This window comes from Acetobacter sp. KSO5 (assembly GCF_044094635.1).
In the GTDB taxonomy this organism is placed as follows: Bacteria; Pseudomonadota; Alphaproteobacteria; order Acetobacterales; family Acetobacteraceae; genus Acetobacter; species Acetobacter cerevisiae.
The window spans coordinates 2,788,610-2,808,916 of sequence record NZ_CP172014.1; the positions used below are offsets into that span (position 1 = coordinate 2,788,610).

Sequence of the window (20,307 nt, forward strand, 5' to 3'; positions counted from 1 at the left end):
AAGCCATTCGGCTTTCTGCATTGTGTGACACATCTCGCCCTTTTAAGGTCTCTCCCCAGTGCGTGGGGGTGAAACATGGTGCAGAAGCGGTCCTTTTATACGGTGTGCGTGCTGGCTGCTCTGTGCGCAGCTTCTGGTTCACCCTCATTTGCACAAGTCACCCTCACCACAGCGCCAGAGCCGCACTCAGCCGCCCCACCCTCTAATGCCCACACAGGCGGCACCTTGCGGCTGGCGGCGCAAAATTCCGGGGGCACGCTGGACCCGCAGGTCTCTTATATTTCTCTCATCAAGGAGCTCGAAACACCTGTTTATGATGGGCTCCTCGCATTCCCCAAATTTGCAGGCTCTACAGCACAACCCGTCATCGCCAATCTGGCAGAAGCGGTTCCACAGCCGGAAGATGGAGGCCGAACCTATCGGTTTACGCTCCGTCCCAATCTGCATTTTTCCAATGGGCAGGTTGTGCGTGTGGACGATGTTGCTGCCTCTTTCCGGCGCCTCTTTAAAGTGGGTAGCCCCACTGCAGGGCCGTATTACAGTCATATCGTTGGGGCGGAGGCCTGCCTGCATGACCCCGCGCACTGCACACTGGCTGGCGGCATAGAGACTGATCCGGCGACGCGCACCATCACCTTTCATCTGACGCAACCGGATGCCGAATTTCTGGACCGTCTGGCCTGGTTTCATGCTGCCATTCTTCCGGCCAGCACACCGCCGCATGATACCGGGAACACGGCCCCTCCGGGCACCGGACCATATCGGGTGACACGCTATGATCCTGCCACCGGCATGGTGCTGAAACGCAACCCGTATTTCCGGGAATGGGCGCATGATGCGCAGCCCGCTGGATATGTGGACGCCATACAGATTACGTTCGGGCTGGACCCGGAAGGCGAAGTGACCGCCATTGAAAATGGCCAGTATGACTGGATGTATGAAGATGTGCCGCTGGACCGGCTGGGCGAAGTCGGTAGCCGCTATGCCGGACAAGTGCAGATTTATACGCTGCTGCTCTACTATTACGCCGCCCTGAATGTGCGGATGCCGCCCTTCAATTCGCTCAAGGCACGGCAGGCGCTGAACTATGCCATCAACCGGCATGCCATGGTGATCTACCATGGGGGTGCTGCCGTTGCGACGCCCCTCTGCCAGCTTCTGCCGCAGGGTGCACCAGGTTATGAGCCCAGCTGCGCTTACACCAAAGGGGCCTCACCTGCGCATCCGCTCCCACAGTGGCAGGCACCCGACCTTGAAGAAGCCCGCAAACTGGTGCGGGAAAGTGGCACGGCGGGGCAGAACGTCACGATCATCGCGCCACTGGAAGGGCGCTATGCCGCCATGGCCATGGAATTACGCAGCACACTGGCCAGTCTGGGTTATGAGGCCTCTGTGCGCAGCATGACGCAGGCTGTGCAATTTCCTTACGTGCAGAACAGTGACAACCATGTGCAGCTTGCCCTGACAGGATGGAATGCAGACTACCCCTCCGCCTCCACGTTCCTGCAAACCTTGTTTGCGTGCGCCAGTTTCCGCCCGCATTCCGACAATTCCCCAAACATGTCGGCCTTTTGTAACCCGGACATAGATGCGCTGATGAACAAGGCTTCCGCCGCTGCCCTGACCAGCCCGACTGAGAGCATGCAGCGCTGGGCTGAGGCAGACCGCGCCCTCATGACGCAGGCTCCCGCCGTGCCACTGGTGCAGATCAAACGCGTCAGCCTGTTGTCAAAACGCACGCGTAACGCCATCGTAACACTTAATGATGAAATCCTGCTTTCCCAGCTTCAGGTCCGATGACAGCTGAAGCGCCTCCCCCACCCGGCCCATGGCGGCAGGCGATGCGCGGCCTTGCACGCAACCGCGCGGCCATGGCGGCCCTTGCCGTTCTGGTGCTCATCACCCTAAGTTGCGTGCTGGCTCCGCTTTATGCGCGTGACATTGCACGGACTGACCCGTTCACCTCCAACGTCGCCGGCAGCATCACGCTGAACAGGCACGAGGTGGATATCATGCAGCCGAACGATAATCCGCTGCATCTCGGCCTCAGCCCCATCGGGCCGACCGGCCATGCGGCCTATCTGCTGGGTGCGGACAGTCAGGGGCGGGATGTTGCGGCCCGCATGCTGTATGGCGGGCGGAACTCACTGCTGATTTCCTCCTGCGCCGCCGTGCTGTGCCTGATACTGGCCGCTGCCGCTGGCATTGCCGCCGGTTTTTTTGGTGGGCTGGTGGATGCTGTTCTGTCCCGCCTGATGGATATCATGTGGGCCGTGCCGGTCTACCTGTTTGCGATTTCGCTTTCCATTGTTACCGTCAGTCAGGGGTTAAAGCTGGGGCCGTTTGTGGTGGAAGCGGATAGTCTGCTGATCCCGATTGTCATTATTGCGCTGGTCTATGTTCCGTATGCAGCACGGCCCATCCGGGGGCGGGTTCTGACCTTGCGGCAGGCGGAGTTTGTCACCGCAGCCCGATGCCTTGGCGTGCCGCGCTGGCGGATTGTGCTGTTTGATATTCTGCCCAATGTGACCACCACGCTCGTGGTGCTGGGGCCGTTGCTCATGGCGCTTTCCCTGCTGGCGGAAAGTGCTCTTTCTTTCCTCTCCATCGGCGTGCAGGCTCCGGCGGCATCATGGGGCACCATTATTCAGGATGGCGAGGGGCTGATTTACACGCGCCCGATGGTCGCCATTGCTCCCGGCCTCGCCATTGTGCTGGTCGTGCTGGCACTGAATATTCTGGGCGACGGCCTGCGGGATGCGCTTGATGTGCGTGATGCCGCACGGCGGTCTTCATGAGGAGGGCTGACGCATGATGATGGTCCTCCTCCGCCGACTTGGGCAGACCGTGTTTGTTCTGTTCGGAATTTCTGCGCTGGTGTTTCTGGTGTTTTTCGCCACACCAGGGGCAGACCCCACAGCCCGTATTGCCGGACGCAACGCCTCCCCCCAGACCATGGAAAAAGTACGGCAGGAATACGGGTTCGACCGCCCTCTGCCTGTGCAATACGCCACCATGATGAAGAAGCTGTTCATCACGCAGGACCTCGCCTCCTATGTGGACCGGGGTGAACTGGTGGTGCCGGAAATTGCACGGGCTGCTCCCGTAACGGTTTCTCTTGTGTGTGGAGCGGCTCTTATCTGGGTGGTGCTGTCCATTGCCATGGGCACCATCGCTGCGGCCCTAAAAGGCACATGGATTGATCGTGGGCTGATGATGCTGGGGCTGATCGGCATTTCCATGCCGGTGTTCTGGCTGGGGCAGGTGGCCAACCTCATCACGCAAAGCCGGTATCATGACACATGGCTGTTCTCGTGGGTGCCGGGGCTGGGCTATGTGCCGCTGACGGAAAACCCGTGGGGATGGTTCAAGGCGCTGGTCATTCCGTGGATTGTTCTGGCCGTTATGTTCATCGGCATTTACAGCCGCGTCTTAAGGGCGGATCTGGTCGCGCTTTCTGGTGAGGACTTCATGCGCACAGCACGGGCCAAGGGGCTTTCCCCTACCCGTATTCTGCTGCGCCACGGCCTGCGCACCTCTATGGTAACCTTTGTCTCCCTGTTCGGGCTGGATTTTGCGCAGCTTGTGGGCGGCGGCGCTTTGTTGACGGAAGTGGTGTTCGGGCTGCCCGGTGTGGGGCGGCTAACCTATCAGGCACTCACCAATCTGGACCTGCCGCTGATTATGGCCACCGTGATGTATTCCGCCGTATTTGTGGTGCTGGCCAATGCGGTGGTGGACATCCTCTACCTTTTTCTGGACCCGAGGGTGCGTGATGCCCGCTGAGACCGCCCCTCCCATGACCACTCCGTTACTGGATGTGCGAGACCTGTGCGTCAGCTTTCCCTCCCGTGGGCGCATGATCCCGATTGTGGAGCATGTGTCCTTCACGCTGGGTGAGCGGGATATTCTCGGGCTGGTGGGGGAATCCGGCTCAGGCAAATCCGTCACCGCCATGGCGCTGATGGGGTTGATTGACAGCCCCGGTGTGCAGATTACCGGCTCCGCCCTGTTCCGGGGGCAGGAATTGGTCGGGCTGCCGCAAAAGCAACTCCGTCGCCTGCGTGGGCGCGAGATTGCCATGATCTTTCAGGACCCGATGACGGCCTTTACGCCAGTTTACACAATCGGCTGGCAGATTGACGAGCAGATCCGCGCGCATGAGCGCCTCTCCCGCAAACAGGCCCGCGCCCGCACGGTTGAACTGTTGGCTGAGATGGGCGTGCCTGACCCGGCCCGTACGGCTGATCGCTACCCGCATCAGCTTTCCGGGGGCCTGCGGCAACGCGCCATGATTGCCATGGCGCTCTCCTGCAATCCGTCCCTGCTGATTGCCGATGAACCCACCACAGCGCTGGACGTAACGGTGCAGGCGCAAATTCTGGACCTGATCCGCTCCCTGCGCAGCACCTACGGTTCCTCCGTGCTGCTGATTACGCATGACATGGGCGTTGTGGCCGAAACCTGTGACACGACACTGGTGCTGTATTCAGGTCGGGTGGCGGAAACAGGCCCGACAGAGGCCCTGTTTGCCCACCCCGGCCATCCTTATACGGCAGCTCTTCTGGCTTCTATCCCGCCGCTGGATGGCCCACGCCCCCACCGACTGCCTGCTATTGCCGGAGCACCACCAGCACCGCTGGAGCGCCCGGCTGGCTGTGCCTTCGCGCCGCGCTGCACCTATGTGCACGACACCTGCCTGCCCGCTCCACCGCCGCCACTGGTGCCGACGGGGTATGATCCCCTCGCTGCTCCGCAGGACGACGCAACCGCACAGGTCTCTGCGGCCGCCCCATCGACCCAACCTGTCCAGTTTGCCGCCTGTGTTCTCCCGGCAGAAGGCACACCTTTGCCTCCACGACTAACGTACAGCGAGCTTTCGGCTGGCGATGAGGCGGATGCGACAGGTTTTCCCCCTTCCTCATTTGCTGCCGGGGAACCTCACTAATGACCACGTCAGCCACTTTCTCCGCGACTAGCGCGCCCTCCAGTGCCAGTGCCAGTGCCAGTGCCAGTGCCAGTGCCAGTGCCAGTGCCAGTGCCAGACCGCTGCTGGAGGTCCGGGACGTGCGCAAGACCTATCACCTGCCGCGCGGGCAAACCCTGAAGGCTGTTGATGGGATTTCGCTCTCTGTCATGCCGGGAGAAGTGCTGGGGCTGGTTGGAGAATCCGGCTGCGGCAAGTCCACGCTGGGCCGGTGCCTGCTGCGTCTGACGGATGTTTCGTCCGGGCAGATCCTGTTTGAAGGGCAGGACATCACCCATCTGAGTGAACGCGCTTTGCGCCCGCTCCGCCAGCAGATGCAGATGGTGTTTCAGGATTCCTATGCTTCGCTCAATCCACGCCGTCGTATTGGGGATCTGCTGGCCGAACCGCTGAAGGTTCATCCCGGCCCGGACGGTCGGAAACGCTCGCGCGCGACCATCGCAGCCCGTCTGCACGAACTGATGGATCTGGTCAGTCTGCCCGCTGCGGCACTGGACCGTTATGCGCACGAATTTTCCGGCGGCCAGAGGCAGCGTATAAATATTGCCCGTGCGCTGGCGCTCTCGCCTCGGCTGGTGGTGGCGGATGAGCCCGTGTCCGCGCTGGATGTGTCCGTGCAGGCGCAGATTGTTAATCTGTTTGCAGACCTTCAGGCCCGGCTGGGGCTGACCTACGTATTTGTTGCGCATGATCTCGCGGTGGTGCGGCAGATTTCTACCCGCGTGGCCGTCATGTATCTCGGCGCCGTAGTGGAACTGGGCGAGACAGATGCCGTACTGCACCGCCCCGCGCACCCTTATTCTGCCGCGCTGACTGCTGCGGTGCCCCGCCCTGTGGTGGGTGCTGTCCGCGCTGCACCGCTGGGCGGCGACATTCCCAGCCCGGTGGCACGGCCTGCAGGCTGCCGCTTTCATACCCGCTGCCCGTTTGTGCAGGGCCGCTGCCGGACGGAAGAGCCAGCCCTGCGCCGGATCGGACCGAGCCATTCTGTCGCGTGTCATTTTCCACTGGCAGAAGGGTGAGCTGGCCAGTATGCAGAAAAGCCCTCACCTTGCAGGGCATCACTCTGACGGATAAAGCCTGAGCCCGCATGTTCCGCCTCTCTGCTTTAAGCGCCTGTGTGCGTTTTTATGCCTCCCTTTTGGGAATTGCCGTGATTTTTCTGGCACTGGATGCCGGAGCTTTTGTGCTGCGAAACCTGCTGCCAGAAGGACCTCGGCGGCGCAAACTCGGCCGCTTCTGGCTCTATCATGTCGCCCATTTTTCCGTGCGCTTTCTCCACGCCATGGGCATTCTGGACTGTGACCTGCGTGAGCTTGCTGCCATCCGGCAGGAAAGCGGGCTGGTGCTGGTTGCCAACCACCCCTCCCGTCTGGACAGCCTCATTCTGGCTGCGGCCCTGCCACGGCTGGTATGTGTGACCAAAGCGTCCATCTGGGAACGCCCCACACTCGGTAGCACCCTCCGCACGGCAGGCTATATCCGGCATGATAGTTTGTTAAAGCTCATTGCCCCTGCAACGGACAGCCTGAAAGAAGGCTGTCAGCTTCTGCTATTTCCCGAAGGAACACGCTCCCGTGCAGGCGCAGAACCGGGACCGTTTCAGCCGGGCTTTGCCGCCATTGCGCAACGCACCCACTCCACCGTGCAACCCATTCTGATTGAAACGGACTCCCCCTATCTGTCTCAGGGCTGGCCCTTCCTGCGCCGGCCACCACTCCCCATGCGCTACAAGATCCGTCTTGCTCCACGCCTCCCCGCACCTGCCCGCGACGAAGCCAGTGGGCGCATACTGGTGGAAACAACAGAAACCCTGCTGAAACAGGGGTTAACACAAACAACGTTACGAGACGCGTAACAACTTCCAGATCGAACATGAGTGTGCGGAAGCAGAAAATTTTACCAAACCACCATTCTGCTTTATGAAAGTGGCCTCTGATAGCCTATTTTTCTTTCTGGATATTTCGTGATGCCTGAAAACGCCGCTTCCGCCGCAGAGCGCCTGCACGCTGTTCTGACCACACTGCGGACCACCCTGGATACGCAGATCAGCACCGCGCCTTCCGTGCGGGAAGAGCATAGCCATGGCGAGGCGATGAATGCCTCCTGCCTGCCAGCAGCGGTGGTTTTTGCAGAAAGCACGGAGGATGTTTCCGCTGTTCTCCGTGCCTGCCACGCCCAGCGCGTGCCGGTGGTAGCGTTTGGGGCTGGCACATCGGTTGAAGGACACGTGGTGCCGCCGGAACATGCGATTAGTCTCGACCTATCCCGCATGACGGGCATTCTTGCAGTTAATACGGAAGATCTTGATTGCCGCGTGCAGGCTGGCCTGACACGCCAGAGCCTGAACGCGCAGATCCGCGACACCGGATTGTTCTTTCCGGTAGACCCCGGTGGCGAGGCCACGTTGGGCGGTATGTGCGCAACCCGTGCTTCTGGCACCGCCGCTGTGCGCTACGGCACCATGAAGGAAAACGTGCTGGGTCTAACGGTCGTTCTGGCAACGGGTGAGATTATCCAGACAGGTGGACGTGTACGAAAATCTTCGACAGGGTATGACCTGACCTCTCTGTTTGTTGGATCAGAGGGCACACTAGGCATTATCACGGAAGTCCAGCTGAAATTGCATGGACGCCCTGAAACATTATCAGCCGCAGTCTGTCAGTTTGAAAATCTGCATGATGCTGTGCAGACCGCCATGGAAATCATTCAGTGCGGTATTCCCATCAACCGCGTGGAACTGATGGACCCTGTGCAGATGCAGGCTTCCATTCAGTTTTCCAAGCTGGAAGGGTATCGCCCCCTTACCACGCTGTTTTTTGAATTTGCCGGTGCCCCCGCCGCAGTGGAAGAACAGGTGAGCGCAACCGAAGCCTTGGTAGAAGCCAATAATGGTCTGGGGTTTGCATGGGCTGAAAGCGCGGAAGACCGTTCCCGCCTCTGGAAAGCCCGGCATGATGCGTTCTGGGCTGCCAAAGCGCTGGACCCACAGGCACGCGTCATTTCCACCGACTGCATTGTGCCCATCTCCCGCCTCGGCACTCTGATTGATGGCGTGTATGAGGATATCAAAGCCTCTGGCCTGCGTGCCCCGCTGCTGGGCCATGTGGGGGATGGGAATTTCCATACCCTGATTATTACGGAAGACACGCCGGAAGGGCACGCTCAGGCATGGGAGCTGGACAAGAAGATTGTTGCCCGTGCCTTGGCTTTGGAAGGCTCCTGCAGTGGGGAACATGGCGTTGGCATGGGTAAGCTCGATTTTCTGGAAACTGAGCATGGTGCCGGCGCACTGAGCGTTATGCGTGCTCTGAAAAACACCATGGACCCGCACCACATTCTCAATCCGGGCAAGCTCCTGCCCACAGGACCAGTCTATCAGGGTTAAGGCGGTTCTCGGCCCGCATGGAGAGGGGCTGGAGTCACATAACGCCTCCCTTCTCCTCTCTGCGACCCGGCGAAATACGTTCAAAATGGGACGATATTGCTCCATGCTTTAATCTGAGGAAGAGCCTATCCCCTGCGTTAACGAATGCAATTCCTGCAAAATATATGGAAAAATCTATTTCCATATAATTGGAAAAGTTCTACAAATCAGCACTATTAAGATCATATGTTCCTTTTACGATTTTGAAGATATTGAAAAATAAGGACGCCTAATGATTACAGAAAATACGATTTTTCGTAAATTCTTGATCAAAATCCTTTTGACTATCGAATATTCTCTCAAAAAAGAAAAATTCCCTTCTTTCGATTTTGCGTCCCTTCCGAAGCTTCTGGAAAACTGGGAATATTTACAAAGAGTTCAGCCAGATAATGGGCTGATTACAATAGGAATCGGGATCATACGCCTGCTTCTTGGCATTCCAACAGCCTCTGAACCCTTTGAGTTCATCAAATCAAAATCACAGTCCCGCATCTGCCGTATTTTACTCATTGCAACCCGCCTGCGGTTTTCTCACTACACTCTGGCTTATGAGGATTTTCAGTCTCTCCTCACCAGCTATACAGACCTTGATCTCCCCGCTTTTCAAGTGCTGGCCGATGCGGTGTGTTTTGCCACGACCAAGGCGGGATGGTGCACATTTTCAGGGTCAGGCAAGATCCATCTGACTTTTCGCAGGTCTGTTGATCTGGAAGATATCAGTGTTGTGATGGATGGCATCAGTTATCCTGCCTCCTCCTTTGAAATTCTCTCAAATTATAAAAGAATTTCTATTTTTCTTCTGGAAGACTGGAAGCTTTTAAAACAAGTCCATGTCACTATTCGGCAAGACACCTTGCTGGGTGGTCTGTTTGAAATCCCACATTTTCTCAAAACAGAAGGATTTGTTTCCGCTGGTCCAGGGGGTCTTTCTGGCTGGGCCCGTTACCCAGCCAACCCGGAGGCGGCGGTAAAACTGGTCCTTACGCCCCATGACCCCATTCAGAAGCCCATCCATCTTTTTACCGATACGGTCAAATTCTTTACCCCAGCGAACATTGCCGGAGATACAATCAAACATGCTTTTTCGATAAAAAAAGAAAAACTTGCATCAAAAGCAACTTTGTTCAGTGTTTGCTCTGAGCATGGGAAACCTTTGTATGGAAGCCCCCTCGCTCTTGATCCCTTTGCAGAAAGCGCCAGACAGTATGCGCTGGATATCTCTCGCCGCTTCCCGGCTACCTCCTTAGAAGAAGGCACCTTTCCTCCGATATCTTTATCAGAAAAACCAACAAAAAAACAAAAATTCCCTTCTGTTGCGATCATTATTCCGGTTTACGATGGTTTTCTAGCCACCAAAAATTGTATTACTCTGTGCCTTAAACACAAAGCACCTCATGCCCGGCTTATTATCGTGAATGATGCCTCTCCAAACCCAGATATTCTAAAATACCTTTCTCACATTAAGAATAAACCTGACGTTTTTATCCTCAACAATGAGAAAAACCTTGGCTTTCCAAAATCTGTTAACCGGGGGCTGCGTCAGAGAAGACCGTATGAAGATGTTGTTTTGCTCAACAGTGATACACTTGTATGTCGTAACTGGCTGACACAACTCCAGAGGGCTGCCTATGCGCAGACCGACATTGGCACAGCAACGCCTCTTTCAAATAACGCCACTATTTTCAGCTATCCTTCAGCAAACGGGATCAACCCCATTCCTGACGCCAGAGCCTGTCAGGACCTTAGCGCGATTATGAGCAGGATATGGCACGGAGAAACAGTTGATGTTCCGACAGCTCATGGATTTTGCATGTATGTCAAATCTGCCTGCCTGCAACAAACAGGTTTGCTACGAGAAGATATTTTTGCGCAAGGGTATGGGGAGGAAAATGATTTTTCTTGCCGCGCCACAGCATTAGGGTGGCGTCACGTCGCCTGTCTGGGAACGTTTGTGGGGCACGCAGAAAGCCAGTCTTTCAGTCCCGTCAAGTCGGATCTGATTGCCAGAAACCTCGACATTATGAATGGGCTGCATCCGGGTTACGACCAGCTTATAGCACGCTGGCAGGACCGAGACCCGCTCGCCCCTTACAGAAAGAAACTGGACCTCGCACGACTGCACAACAGCAGAGCATTTTTGAAATCTGTTATCCTTATCATGCATGATCGGGAGGGCGGCATTCTGCGCCATGTCGGGCATCGGGCATCGTTTTATGAACAAGCCGGTATTGCTGCATTCGTCATGGTGCCTGAAATTCATCGTTCCGGCCGCCCGCTCTGGAGACTGAAATCCCTCCGGGACAAGGATTATCCAAACCTGACCATTCCCCGCAATGCCTTTAGTTTCAGAGCACTTTATAAAGACCTCAACTGTGAAAAATTTGAAATCCACAGCTATATTGGCAGCTCAATTGAAAAGATTTTCAGTCTTTCAGAGCTTGGCTTGCCGTATGACATTTATATTCATGATTATTCCTGGTTTTGCCCGCGTATCACGCTGGTGGCTGATGAAAACCATTATTGTGGCGAGCCCGACCTTAAAACCTGCCAGAACTGCGTAAATACCTTTGGCAGCCGGACTGACGATCCTGCACCTTTACAAAAACTCCGATACTGGAGCCGAAGCCTTCTGGACAATGCACAGCACGTCATCTGCCCTTCCCAGGATGCGGCCAATCGTATCCAAAGACAGTTTCCCACCATTCAGGCTGACGTTACGCCGTGGGAGCATATTCTGAATGTTGATACGCTTTTCTTTCCTCAAAAAGCACCCCATGAAAAACGCATTATCGGGATTCTGGGCGCAATCAGTATTGAAAAAGGCTATGATATTGTTCTTGATTTAGCGCAGTTCATCAAAACACATCATATTCCCATTCAGCTGGTTATTATTGGCTATAGCTGCAATGACGCGCCACTTCTGGAAACCGGCGTTGTCACCATGACCGGCCGTTATCAGGAATATGAAATACAGCCCCTGACCGAAAAATATGCGATCGACTGGTTTTTTCTACCGTCGCTCTGGCCCGAAACATGGTCGTATGTGTTGACGCATATCTGGACGAGTAACAGAGCCGCTATTGTGTATGATATTGGAGCACCGGCAGAAAGAATAAAGCAATCCGGGGGTGGGCTGGTGATCCCACTGCACACCTCCCTGCCTTCTCTTATTGCCATTCTCATGGCCCCATATGCCTATCTTGGTGCGTTCAGGACACAGGGAGATGCGCTTGCCGGCCTGTCGGATCCGATAGCTGGATGACTCATAAAGCCGAATAAAACGATACTGTGGAGAGGAACTCAGTCCGCCATCACGGTCAGTTGCCAGGCCGGGCTGATCTGTTCTTCCGGGGGCTGAATCCATAGCGGGGTGGCGTTAGGCAGCCGGACATTCGCTGGCAGGCTCATAGCGGAGCGGAGCGCCCGGAACAGCGCGCCGTGTGCGACAATCAGAGGAATCCCCCCTGCTTCGGTCGCCCGGTTGACCGCGGCCACAGCCCGCGCCCGCAGGTCTGCAAACGGTTCGGCACCGTTGGGGGTGTAATCTCCGGCAATCCAGCTATCGTACCAGTCGCCCATCGGCTGGCCTTCCTGCTCACCAAAGCAGACTTCTTCCAGCCCGATATCGGTCGTCAGCGGCAGTGGGGCACATCCCTCCGCCACCAATCCCTGTTGCACAATGGTGGCCGTTTTCAACGCCCGGTCGAGCGGGGAGCTGACAATGTGCGTGATGGGCGCATGGGTTTGAATACCATCCTGAAACAGCTTCGCCGCCGCATCGGCCTGCGCAATCCCCGTCGCGTTCAGGGGCACGTTGGTGCGCCCCTGAGACAGACCTTCACGGTTCCAGTCGGTCTGGCCGTGACGAAGATACCAGTAAGAGCGGGGGTGAAGCTGTGTCATGGATCTCAATCAAACAGGGAGGAGACGGAACTCTCATCAGCAACGGCCCGCATGGCCTGCGCCAGCAGGTTGGAAATGGTCACCTGCCGGATGTTGTGCGCTGCTGTCACACTTTCAGTGGCCATGATGCTATCCGTCAAGGTCAGCATTTCAATCGGGGAGTTTGCGACACGTTCCACAGCCTGCCCGGTCAGCACGCCATGCGTCACGTAGGCACCGACAGACGCTGCACCGTTATTGGCAATGGCCCGTGCTGCGTTGCACAGAGAGCCACCACTATCAACAATATCGTCCACCAGCAGGCAGTGGCGGCCACGCACGTCACCAATCACGTTCATCACTTCAGACACACCAGCGCGTTCACGCCGTTTGTCGATGATAGCGAGGTCGGTATTCAGGCGCTGCGCCAGCTGCCGCGCACGCACCACACCGCCTACGTCCGGGGAGACGATCATCAGGTCACGATCGCCGTAACGGCTGAGGATGTCACGGGTAAACAGCGGGGCGGCATACAGGTTATCCACCGGAATGTCGAAGAAGCCCTGAATCTGCATGGCATGCAGGTCCAGCGTCAGCACGCGGTTGGCGCCAGCTTCCACCAGCAGGTTGGCAACCAGCTTGGCGCTGATAGGCGTGCGGGGGCCGGATTTACGATCCTGCCGCGCATAACCAAAATACGGGATGACCGCGGTGATTCGCCGGGCTGACCCACGCCGCAGCGCGTCCAGCATAATCAGCAGTTCCATCAGGTTATCATTTGTCGGGGTGCAGGTGCTCTGGATGACGAACACATCCTCACCACGCACATTTTCATGAATTTCGACAAAGACTTCCATATCCGCAAAGCGGCGGACAGTCACATTACACAGAGGCAGGGACAGTTCCGCGGCAACGGCCTTGGCCAGCGGCAGATTGCTGTTACAGGCGACAATCTTCATGATAAGGAGGGTTCCCGGCTTTTCTACGTTAAGGTGAGACGGCTACAGCGGGGCCGGGTTTAGCAACCACAACGGCTGTTGTCATCCATGAGAGACGCTCGACAGGGCAGACACACACGCAGCGTGGCAAAAAAGCACAATCCAAGCGCGCCCCTCTTACCCGTGCTCTTGCACACAGGCACTCTGTTCTCTATCGCCATGGAGTATCATGGACAGCATGCAGACCACCCCCGCAACCGGATATACGCCCTCTCCCAACACACCGGAGCCGGTGCTTACTCTTCTGCCGGAAAAAGGCGCGTCCTACCTTCGCCATGCCTGGCAGGATCTCCTCTCCGGCATGAAACTGGCGCGGCTTGGGGCTACGCTGGGCTGGCTGGATATCAAGCTGCGCTACCGTGGTTCCATCCTCGGTCCGTTCTGGCTGACAGCCTCAACCGCCGTCATGGTGGCGGCCATGGGGGTGCTGTATGCCTATCTGATGAACATGGATGTGCATAAATACCTGCCCTTCCTGACCCTCTCCCTTGTCCTCTGGGGGTTTGTGGGTAGCACTCTGCAGGATGGCTGCACCACGTTCACCTCTGCTGCGGGGCTGATCCATTCTGCCCGAATGCCCTACAGCCTGCATGTACTGCGCGCCACGGTGCGCAACCTTCTGACGCTGGCGCACAACATCCCTGTGGTTGTGGTGGTTTTCCTGTGGTTCCGGGTGGCCCCATCGTGGTCCTGGAGCATGGGGGCTGCGTGTGCGCTGTGGATTTTTGACAGCTTCATGGCCACGCTGCTGCTCGGCATTCTGGGGGCACGCTTCCGCGATGTGCCGCCCATTGTGGCAAGCACCCTGCAAATCCTGTTTTTTGTAACCCCTATTCTGTGGGCTCCGGAACTGATGAAAACCGGGCAGGACTGGCTGCTGCTGGACCCGTTTTTTCCGCTGATGGAAATTGTGCGAACACCGTTTACCGGGGACATTGTCAACACCGCCATCTGGCCCGCAGCTCTGGCCTGGTCGGCGGGACTGACGGTGTTCACTTTCGCACTGTTTGCCCGCATGCGGGCCCGTCTGGCTTATTGGGTGTAACGCATGGTCGGTATTACGGTCCGGGATCTGGAAATCTCCTTCCCGCTTTATCACGGCAACGCCCGCAGCCTGAAAAAGACCATCCGCAACTCTCTGAGTGGCCGGTTTACGCATGATGAGCGCGACCGTGTGGTGGTGCAGGCCCTGCGGGATGTCAGCTTTACGCTCAACCCCGGTGACAGGCTGGGCCTGGTCGGCGGCAATGGCGCCGGCAAGACCACGCTTTTGCGCGCACTGGCCGGTATTTATGAGCCTGTAAATGGCAGCGTGACCGTCAGCGGGCATATTGGCACGCTGCTGGACCCCTCGCTGGGGATGAACATGGAACTGACGGGACGCGAGAATATCCGCCTGCGCGGCATGTTCGCCGGACTTTCCCCATCAGACATCCGCACGGTGGAAGAAGACGTGGAAGCCTTTGCCGGGCTTGGCTCCTTTCTGGACCTGCCGGTACAGACCTATAGCTCCGGTATGACCGTACGGCTCTCCTTCGGTCTCGCCACCGCCATCATGCCCGATGTGCTGCTGATGGATGAATGGTTTATGGCGGGAGATGCCTCCTTCCGCCAGCGCGCCCGCAAACGGCTGGAAACGCTGGTGTCCAAAGCGGATATTCTGGTGCTGTCCAGCCATATGGCGGACGTCATGGCCGACTGGTGCAACAGGCTGATCTGGATGGAGGAAGGCCGTGTCCGTATGGATGGCCCGACCCGCGAGGTTCTGGAAGCCTATCTGGGGCACCCGCTGGAAAATATGGAGGAAAAGGAGGCGGTTCCTGATCCCATTCTTCCCGCAGAAAATGCTGCCGAGCCCCTCATCATCCCCTGAACCTCATACCCTCCTGCCTTCTGCCGTGCGCTCCCGGCAGACAGGGCATTCAGCTTTCCCCATTCGCGCCGGGTAGCAGGCATGACATACTTCCCCGCATCGCGCCGGATTGACACGATACGGCACCCGCACGGTACCAGAACGGAGCATATATGACCCGGCAACCTCCGCCCGGCAGACAGAAGGCCTGTTTTACAACCGGCAGCATCATGCGGCACGTGATTGTCATGGCAGGCACCGGGGCCATTGGCCTGATGGCCGTTTTTGCGGTGGACATGCTCAACATGGTCTATATCGGCCATCTGAATGACCCGGCCCTGACAGCGGCCATCGGGTTTGCCGGTGCCGTGCTTGGCCTGCAGATTGCCGTCTCTATTGGTATGACCATTGGCCTGAGTGCCGCCACCGCGCGGGAGATTGGCGCAGGGCGGCATGAAGAAGCCCGGCATATTGCCTCCTCATCCCTGATTGTCACGCTGGTCGTCGCGTTGCTGCTCGGGCTTATCACCTCGCTTGCTGCGCATCCTGTGCTGCATCTGTTTGGTGCACAGGGCGATGCGCTGGAACATGCCACGGCCTATCTGCACGTTGTCAGCCCTTTTCTGCCACTGATCTGCGTCGGCATGGCGGCATCCTCTCTGATGAGGGTCGTAGGCGACGCCAAAGGCTCCATGCACATTACGCTGCTGGGGGCCGTGGTTGCCGCGGTGCTGGACCCGCTAATGATTTTCGGGCTGCATGAAGGGCTGACCGGGGCAGCTATCAGCACCGTGCTGTCCCGCCTTGTGGTGGCGGCTGCCGGTCTGCGCGGGGCCTTGCGGCATGACATGATTGCCCGCCCTGACCTCTCCCGCATTCTGCCGGATGCCCGGCATGTGGCCGGTGTAGCAATGCCTGCCATTCTGACCAATCTGGCCACGCCGGTGGCGGGTGCGTATGTAACCGGGGCCATGGCAAGCTTCGGGCTGGAAGCCGTGGGCGGACAGGCCTCCATCGAGCGTATGGTGCCGGTGCTGTTCTCTCTGGTCTTTGCCCTGACAGGCTCGGTCGGCCCTATCATGGCGCAGAATCTGGGAGCCGGGCAGTATGACCGGGTGCGCGAGACGCTGACGGCAGCCCTCAAGCTCGTCATGCTCAGCGTTGGCTCCACATGGGTCCTGCTGGCGGCCTTGCAGGATTACGTGGTGGCCGGGTTCCATGCACAGGGCAATGCTGCTCTGCTCATTCATCTGTTCTGCTCATGGACTATTGGTGCCTTCCTGTTTGTCGGCATGTTGTTTGTAGCCAACGCGGCGTTCAATAATCTGGGCTTCCCGCTCTATTCCACCGCTTTCAACTGGGGGCGGGCCACACTGGGCACCGTTCCTTTTGTCTGGTTTGGCAGCCGTTTCGGTCCGGCCGGGGTACAGCTGGGGCACGCGGCAGGCGGTATTGTTTTTGGATCTCTTGCCGTGATTACCGCGTTCAGAGTCACGCGCACACTCAGCAGCCCATGCCCCGCCCATGTTCCGGCGGGACCGGGAGAAGTGCCGGTTTCAGACGTCCCGACCGTGAGTGCGGAAGCCGCCATGGCGGAACTGGACGAACTGGAAGCCCCGGCCTTTCGTGAGACGGACAGGAGTGAAGACCATGTCAAAACTGACCACTGAAGAACGTAATGCACTGCCGGACGATGCCTTTGCCCTCCCCGGCCGCCGCTACCCCATTCCGGATGCTACCCACGCGCGGGATGCGCTGGCCCGCGCCAGCGAAATGCTGCACCGGGGCAGCCTGACGCAGGATGAATACGACACCATTCACGCCAAGGCCGAAGAAATTCTGCGCCGCGAGCGCAGCATGTAACAGGCCGCCTGAAGGCCTGAGATAGCCTCTGGCCTGAGACCCAAACGCGTGGCATCAAGGCCGGATGACTTTCATTTTAGCATCCGGCCCGTCTTTTCATGCTTAATCGCCTGTATGTCCGCGTGTTACGGCACGCAGCCAGCCCCAATGCCCCCTGGTGGCTGGTGGCTCTGGCCTTTGCGGAAGCCAGCTTTTTCCCGCTTCCGCCGGAAACGCTGCTGGTGCCCATGGTTCTTTCCCGCAGGGATAAGGCATGGGTTTATGCCTCCCTCTGCACGGTTGCGAGTGTGATCGGTGGCATTCTGGGCTGGGCAATCGGTGCTTTTCTGCTGGAGCATCTGGCTCTGCCGATTGTGCATTTTTACCATGCCGAACATACGCTGACAGCCCTGCAGGACAAATTCCGCCAGTGGGGTGTGTGGATTATCCTGCTCAAGGGGCTAACACCTATTCCTTACAAATTTGTCACCATTGCCAGCGGCATGGCTCATTTTTCCCTGCTGCCTTTTATTGTGGCCAGTCTGGTGACCCGTGGCGTGCGGTTTTTTCTGGTCGCCGGACTTTTGTGGAAATTTGGCGCACCGATTCAGGATTTTCTGGAACGCCGCCTGCCACTGGTAATGGGCGTTTTTGCCGTCCTGCTGGTAGGCGGACTGCTCGCTCTGCGGTATCTGTGACGCCAGATCTCTGCACGGCTGCCGCGCTGCCTCCTGCCTTGCAGGGCAGGCGGTTCCGGCGCAAGACAGCATAAAGAGCAACCTCTACATACAGATTGCAGGGAGACGATGAGCATGCCAACGCAGATCGCTGTCATTACCGGTGCCGGAGCAGGCATTGGCCGGGCTGCCGCCCGGGCGCTGGGCCGTGCAGGCTTTGACATCGCCCTGCTGGGCCGGAATGAAGACCGGCTGAAAGACGCAGCGGAAGAACTGGCTGCCCATTCCATCCGCACGCTGGTGATCCCGGTAGATGTGGCGGACGCGGATGCGGTTGAGCAGGCTGCCATCCAGATTGAAGCCGAGCTTGGCCCCATTACCGTCTGGGCCAACTGCGCCGGCGCAACGGTGGTTGGGCAAGTTGCCGTGCTGTCCGCCAAGGACATTCAGCGCGCAACGGAAGTCACCTATCTGGGCAGCGTAAACGGCACGCTGTCGGCTTTGAAGCATATGCGTCGCCGTGGGCATGGGGCCATTATCAATCTGGATCTGGCGCCTTCTCTGCGTGGCCTGCCGTTGCAGGCCGCTGAGAATGGGGCCCGCTCCGCCCTGCGTGGTTTTTGTGAAAGCCTGCGCCCGGAATTGCTGCATGACGCGGACCGGATTCGAGTTGTCATGGTGGACCTGCCCGCCATCAACACCCCCCGCTATGGCTGGACCCGTAACCTGACTGGCAAGCGCCTGAAGCCCGTTGGCCCGGTTTATGAGCCGGAAGTCGCGGCAGAAGCCATTTGCCGGGCCGCCTTTACCACCAGCCGCTCCATCTCCATTGGCCCCAGCACAACACTGGCCGCCATCTGGCGCATTCTGGGTCCGGGCTGCCGGGAAGCCCGCATGGCGGAGCATGGCTATAAGGCCCAGCTGGAAAAAACCTGCGCAGACAGCACCGCTGCGGATGATCTGTTCAAATCCGCCCCCGGCGCATTTGCCGCGCATGGTGCGTTTGATGAAAAAGCGCGGCGCGTGGACAGCCCCCTGTCCTTCTTTGTGACGTCCAGCGTTCGAGCTGGCCTGTTTGGCGCGGCATTGGCTGCGGGGCTCACAGGCCTGATCACCCACATCCGTAACGGTCGCCGTTAAGGCGACCACGGAGCGCGAGACCTTAGAGGCGCCGCGCTGGTGCCACAAAATGCAGGACAATTCTTACTCGTAAAACGTGCAACCAGCTTTTCGGAGGCCCTGCTGCCAATCAATCTGGGCCCGAAGGCTGGTTTTCGCGTGACTTTTTTCTGGCCTTAAAACAGGAGGCTCCCTAGCGTGATCCCGTCTTTTCTGCGTCGCTCCCTGCTTGTTGCGACCATTTGCGGCGTAAGTGCTGCTGTTCTCTCACCGCTGTCCGCTGAGGCTGCGACCACCACTCTGCGGGGCAACGTGACGTATCGGGAGCGGATGGCTCTTCCCCCGTCTGTTGTGGAAGTCCGCCTGCTTGATATTTCTTTAGCGGATGCGAAAGCCCCCGTTCTGGCCAGAACATCCCTGCGCGCCACGCGGCAGGTGCCTATTCCCTTCACGCTGAAGTTCAACCGCACCCTGCTGAAAGCCGGCCACAGCTACGCGCTGGAAGCCACCATTTTTGTGGAAGGCCGGCCGTGGTTTACCACCACCACACAGACGCCGGTGCCAGAAGGCAACACGTCTGGCATCACGCTGGTTCTCAGCCGGGCGTCCGCCAGTGCGACAGCCAGCCCGATCGGCACATGGAAAGCCGAACGGCTGGGCGATGCGCCGGTGACGGAAAGCGGCAAAGCGCCCACGGTGAGCATTGCGGAAGACGGCACGGTATCCGGCTTTAGCGGCTGCAACCGGGTGCGCAGCAAAGCCACGCTGGATGGCGCAAACATCACCTTCGGCCCGATGCTGACAACGCGCATGGCGTGTCTGCCTCAGGCCATGGCGACGGAGCAACTTTTCCTGAAGAATATGGACGCCACGCGCGGCTGGCATCTGGCCCCAACCGGCGATGTGCTGGCGCTGGTCGATGCGCAGGACAAACCGACTGTTGTATTCCGCCGCCAGTCTGATGACACAAGCGAGGGTACCTCTAACACGGCAGCGACAACTTCGGGCACTCCTGCGACCGACACACACCCTGCACAGATCACCCCGACACCGCGCTGACGGCTGTTATCTGGCGTGGGCCAAAGCAGCCCACGCCAGACAGGCCGGTGAAAGTCTCAGATCATTTTAGTTGAGTTTGCCGCGGCTGGCTTTCTGGTCACGCCGCATCTGCTCGTGCAGTTGCAGAGCTTTCCCCAGACGGTCCGCATCCTGCGGCGCCAGCACCAGCCCGACCGGACCGTACGCCGGATGCTGGAAAGCCAGCAAGGAACCATCCGTCCGTGCTTCGGGCTGCAAAGCCCAGCGGGTGCGGGTTACGGGTGTAAAGGTTGCCCCTTCAATCGGCGGGATTTCATGGTCCGCCATCATGGTCTGGCGCAACCGCCCCAGCACCGTAATCAGGCTGGTCACTTCATCCAGTGAAAGTGGCACTTCAACCGTCGGCTCGTCACCCTGCCCCGGCAGAGTCATCTGAACAGTGGTGTTGTCTTCAGAGAGAGACAGGTCAATTTTAGAAGACATAA

Annotated in this window: 18 protein-coding genes; 15 read left to right on the forward strand and 3 right to left on the reverse strand. The window is 58.3% G+C overall.

Going from position 1 to position 20,307, the window contains the following annotated elements; translation table 11 throughout:
* Positions 1-75: 75 nt before the first annotated feature.
* From ACHQGU_RS12595 to ACHQGU_RS12630, 8 genes are all read left to right on the forward strand, one after another.
* On the forward strand, positions 76-1,800 hold the full coding sequence (locus tag ACHQGU_RS12595) for an ABC transporter substrate-binding protein (RefSeq protein WP_395495248.1): 1,725 nt from the start codon (positions 76-78) through the stop codon (positions 1,798-1,800).
* Positions 1,797-2,798 (forward strand): ABC transporter permease, encoded by a 1,002-nt coding sequence (locus ACHQGU_RS12600; RefSeq protein ID WP_395495249.1) that lies wholly within the window; start codon positions 1,797-1,799, stop codon positions 2,796-2,798. The genes ACHQGU_RS12595 and ACHQGU_RS12600 overlap by 4 nt, the downstream gene beginning before the upstream one ends.
* A 13-nt stretch (positions 2,799-2,811) precedes the next feature.
* Entirely contained in the window at positions 2,812-3,786 is a 975-nt protein-coding gene (locus ACHQGU_RS12605; protein ID WP_395495250.1) for an ABC transporter permease, read from the forward strand.
* Positions 3,776-4,948 carry an ABC transporter ATP-binding protein gene (locus ACHQGU_RS12610; protein WP_395495251.1) on the forward strand — a complete coding sequence of 391 codons (1,173 nt, stop codon included), beginning with the start codon at positions 3,776-3,778 and terminating at the stop codon, positions 4,946-4,948. Before ACHQGU_RS12605 ends, ACHQGU_RS12610 begins: the two co-directional genes overlap by 11 nt.
* Positions 4,948-6,009 (forward strand): ABC transporter ATP-binding protein, encoded by a 1,062-nt coding sequence (locus ACHQGU_RS12615; protein WP_395495252.1) that lies wholly within the window; start codon positions 4,948-4,950, stop codon positions 6,007-6,009. The genes ACHQGU_RS12610 and ACHQGU_RS12615 overlap by 1 nt, the downstream gene beginning before the upstream one ends.
* 68 nt (positions 6,010-6,077) lie before the next feature.
* Positions 6,078-6,845, forward strand: a complete 768-nt coding sequence (locus ACHQGU_RS12620; RefSeq protein WP_395495253.1) for a lysophospholipid acyltransferase family protein — start codon at positions 6,078-6,080, stop codon at positions 6,843-6,845.
* A 111-nt stretch (positions 6,846-6,956) separates the two neighbouring features.
* Positions 6,957-8,375 carry an FAD-binding oxidoreductase gene (locus ACHQGU_RS12625; RefSeq protein WP_395495254.1) on the forward strand — a complete coding sequence of 473 codons (1,419 nt, stop codon included), beginning with the start codon at positions 6,957-6,959 and terminating at the stop codon, positions 8,373-8,375.
* Positions 8,376-8,646: 271 nt separating this feature from the next.
* Positions 8,647-11,676, forward strand: a complete 3,030-nt coding sequence (locus tag ACHQGU_RS12630) for a glycosyltransferase (RefSeq protein WP_395495255.1) — start codon at positions 8,647-8,649, stop codon at positions 11,674-11,676.
* A 38-nt stretch (positions 11,677-11,714) separates the two neighbouring features.
* Here the strand turns inward: ACHQGU_RS12630 and ACHQGU_RS12635 are convergent, their stop codons facing one another.
* A complete protein-coding gene (locus ACHQGU_RS12635; RefSeq protein ID WP_062142142.1) occupies positions 11,715-12,317 on the reverse strand; it encodes a histidine phosphatase family protein in 603 nt (200 codons plus the stop codon).
* A gap of 5 nt (positions 12,318-12,322) precedes the next feature.
* On the reverse strand, positions 12,323-13,255 hold the full coding sequence (locus tag ACHQGU_RS12640) for a ribose-phosphate pyrophosphokinase (protein ID WP_062142141.1): 933 nt from the start codon (positions 13,253-13,255) through the stop codon (positions 12,323-12,325).
* 217 nt (positions 13,256-13,472) lie between these two features.
* Between ACHQGU_RS12640 and ACHQGU_RS12645 the strand changes: the two genes are divergently transcribed.
* From ACHQGU_RS12645 to ACHQGU_RS12675, 7 genes are all read left to right on the forward strand, one after another.
* Complete coding sequence (locus tag ACHQGU_RS12645) at positions 13,473-14,339, forward strand: ABC transporter permease (RefSeq protein WP_395495256.1); 867 nt, start codon at positions 13,473-13,475, stop codon at positions 14,337-14,339.
* Between the two features lie 3 nt (positions 14,340-14,342).
* On the forward strand, positions 14,343-15,167 hold the full coding sequence (locus tag ACHQGU_RS12650; protein ID WP_395495257.1) for an ABC transporter ATP-binding protein: 825 nt from the start codon (positions 14,343-14,345) through the stop codon (positions 15,165-15,167).
* A gap of 152 nt (positions 15,168-15,319) precedes the next feature.
* Entirely contained in the window at positions 15,320-16,816 is a 1,497-nt protein-coding gene (locus ACHQGU_RS12655) for an MATE family efflux transporter (protein ID WP_062249208.1), read from the forward strand.
* A complete protein-coding gene (locus ACHQGU_RS12660; protein WP_395495258.1) occupies positions 16,797-17,009 on the forward strand; it encodes a hypothetical protein in 213 nt (70 codons plus the stop codon). The genes ACHQGU_RS12655 and ACHQGU_RS12660 overlap by 20 nt, the downstream gene beginning before the upstream one ends.
* Positions 17,010-17,107: 98 nt before the next feature.
* Positions 17,108-17,686 (forward strand): YqaA family protein, encoded by a 579-nt coding sequence (locus ACHQGU_RS12665; protein WP_395495259.1) that lies wholly within the window; start codon positions 17,108-17,110, stop codon positions 17,684-17,686.
* A 114-nt stretch (positions 17,687-17,800) separates the two neighbouring features.
* Positions 17,801-18,805, forward strand: a complete 1,005-nt coding sequence (locus tag ACHQGU_RS12670) for an SDR family oxidoreductase (protein ID WP_395495260.1) — start codon at positions 17,801-17,803, stop codon at positions 18,803-18,805.
* Between the two features lie 177 nt (positions 18,806-18,982).
* Complete coding sequence (locus tag ACHQGU_RS12675) at positions 18,983-19,843, forward strand: YbaY family lipoprotein (RefSeq protein ID WP_395495261.1); 861 nt, start codon at positions 18,983-18,985, stop codon at positions 19,841-19,843.
* A 66-nt stretch (positions 19,844-19,909) separates the two neighbouring features.
* Here ACHQGU_RS12675 and ACHQGU_RS12680 read toward each other — a convergent pair whose 3' ends face one another.
* Positions 19,910-20,305, reverse strand: a complete 396-nt coding sequence (locus tag ACHQGU_RS12680; protein WP_395495262.1) for a hypothetical protein — start codon at positions 20,303-20,305, stop codon at positions 19,910-19,912.
* Positions 20,306-20,307: the final 2 nt, after the last annotated feature.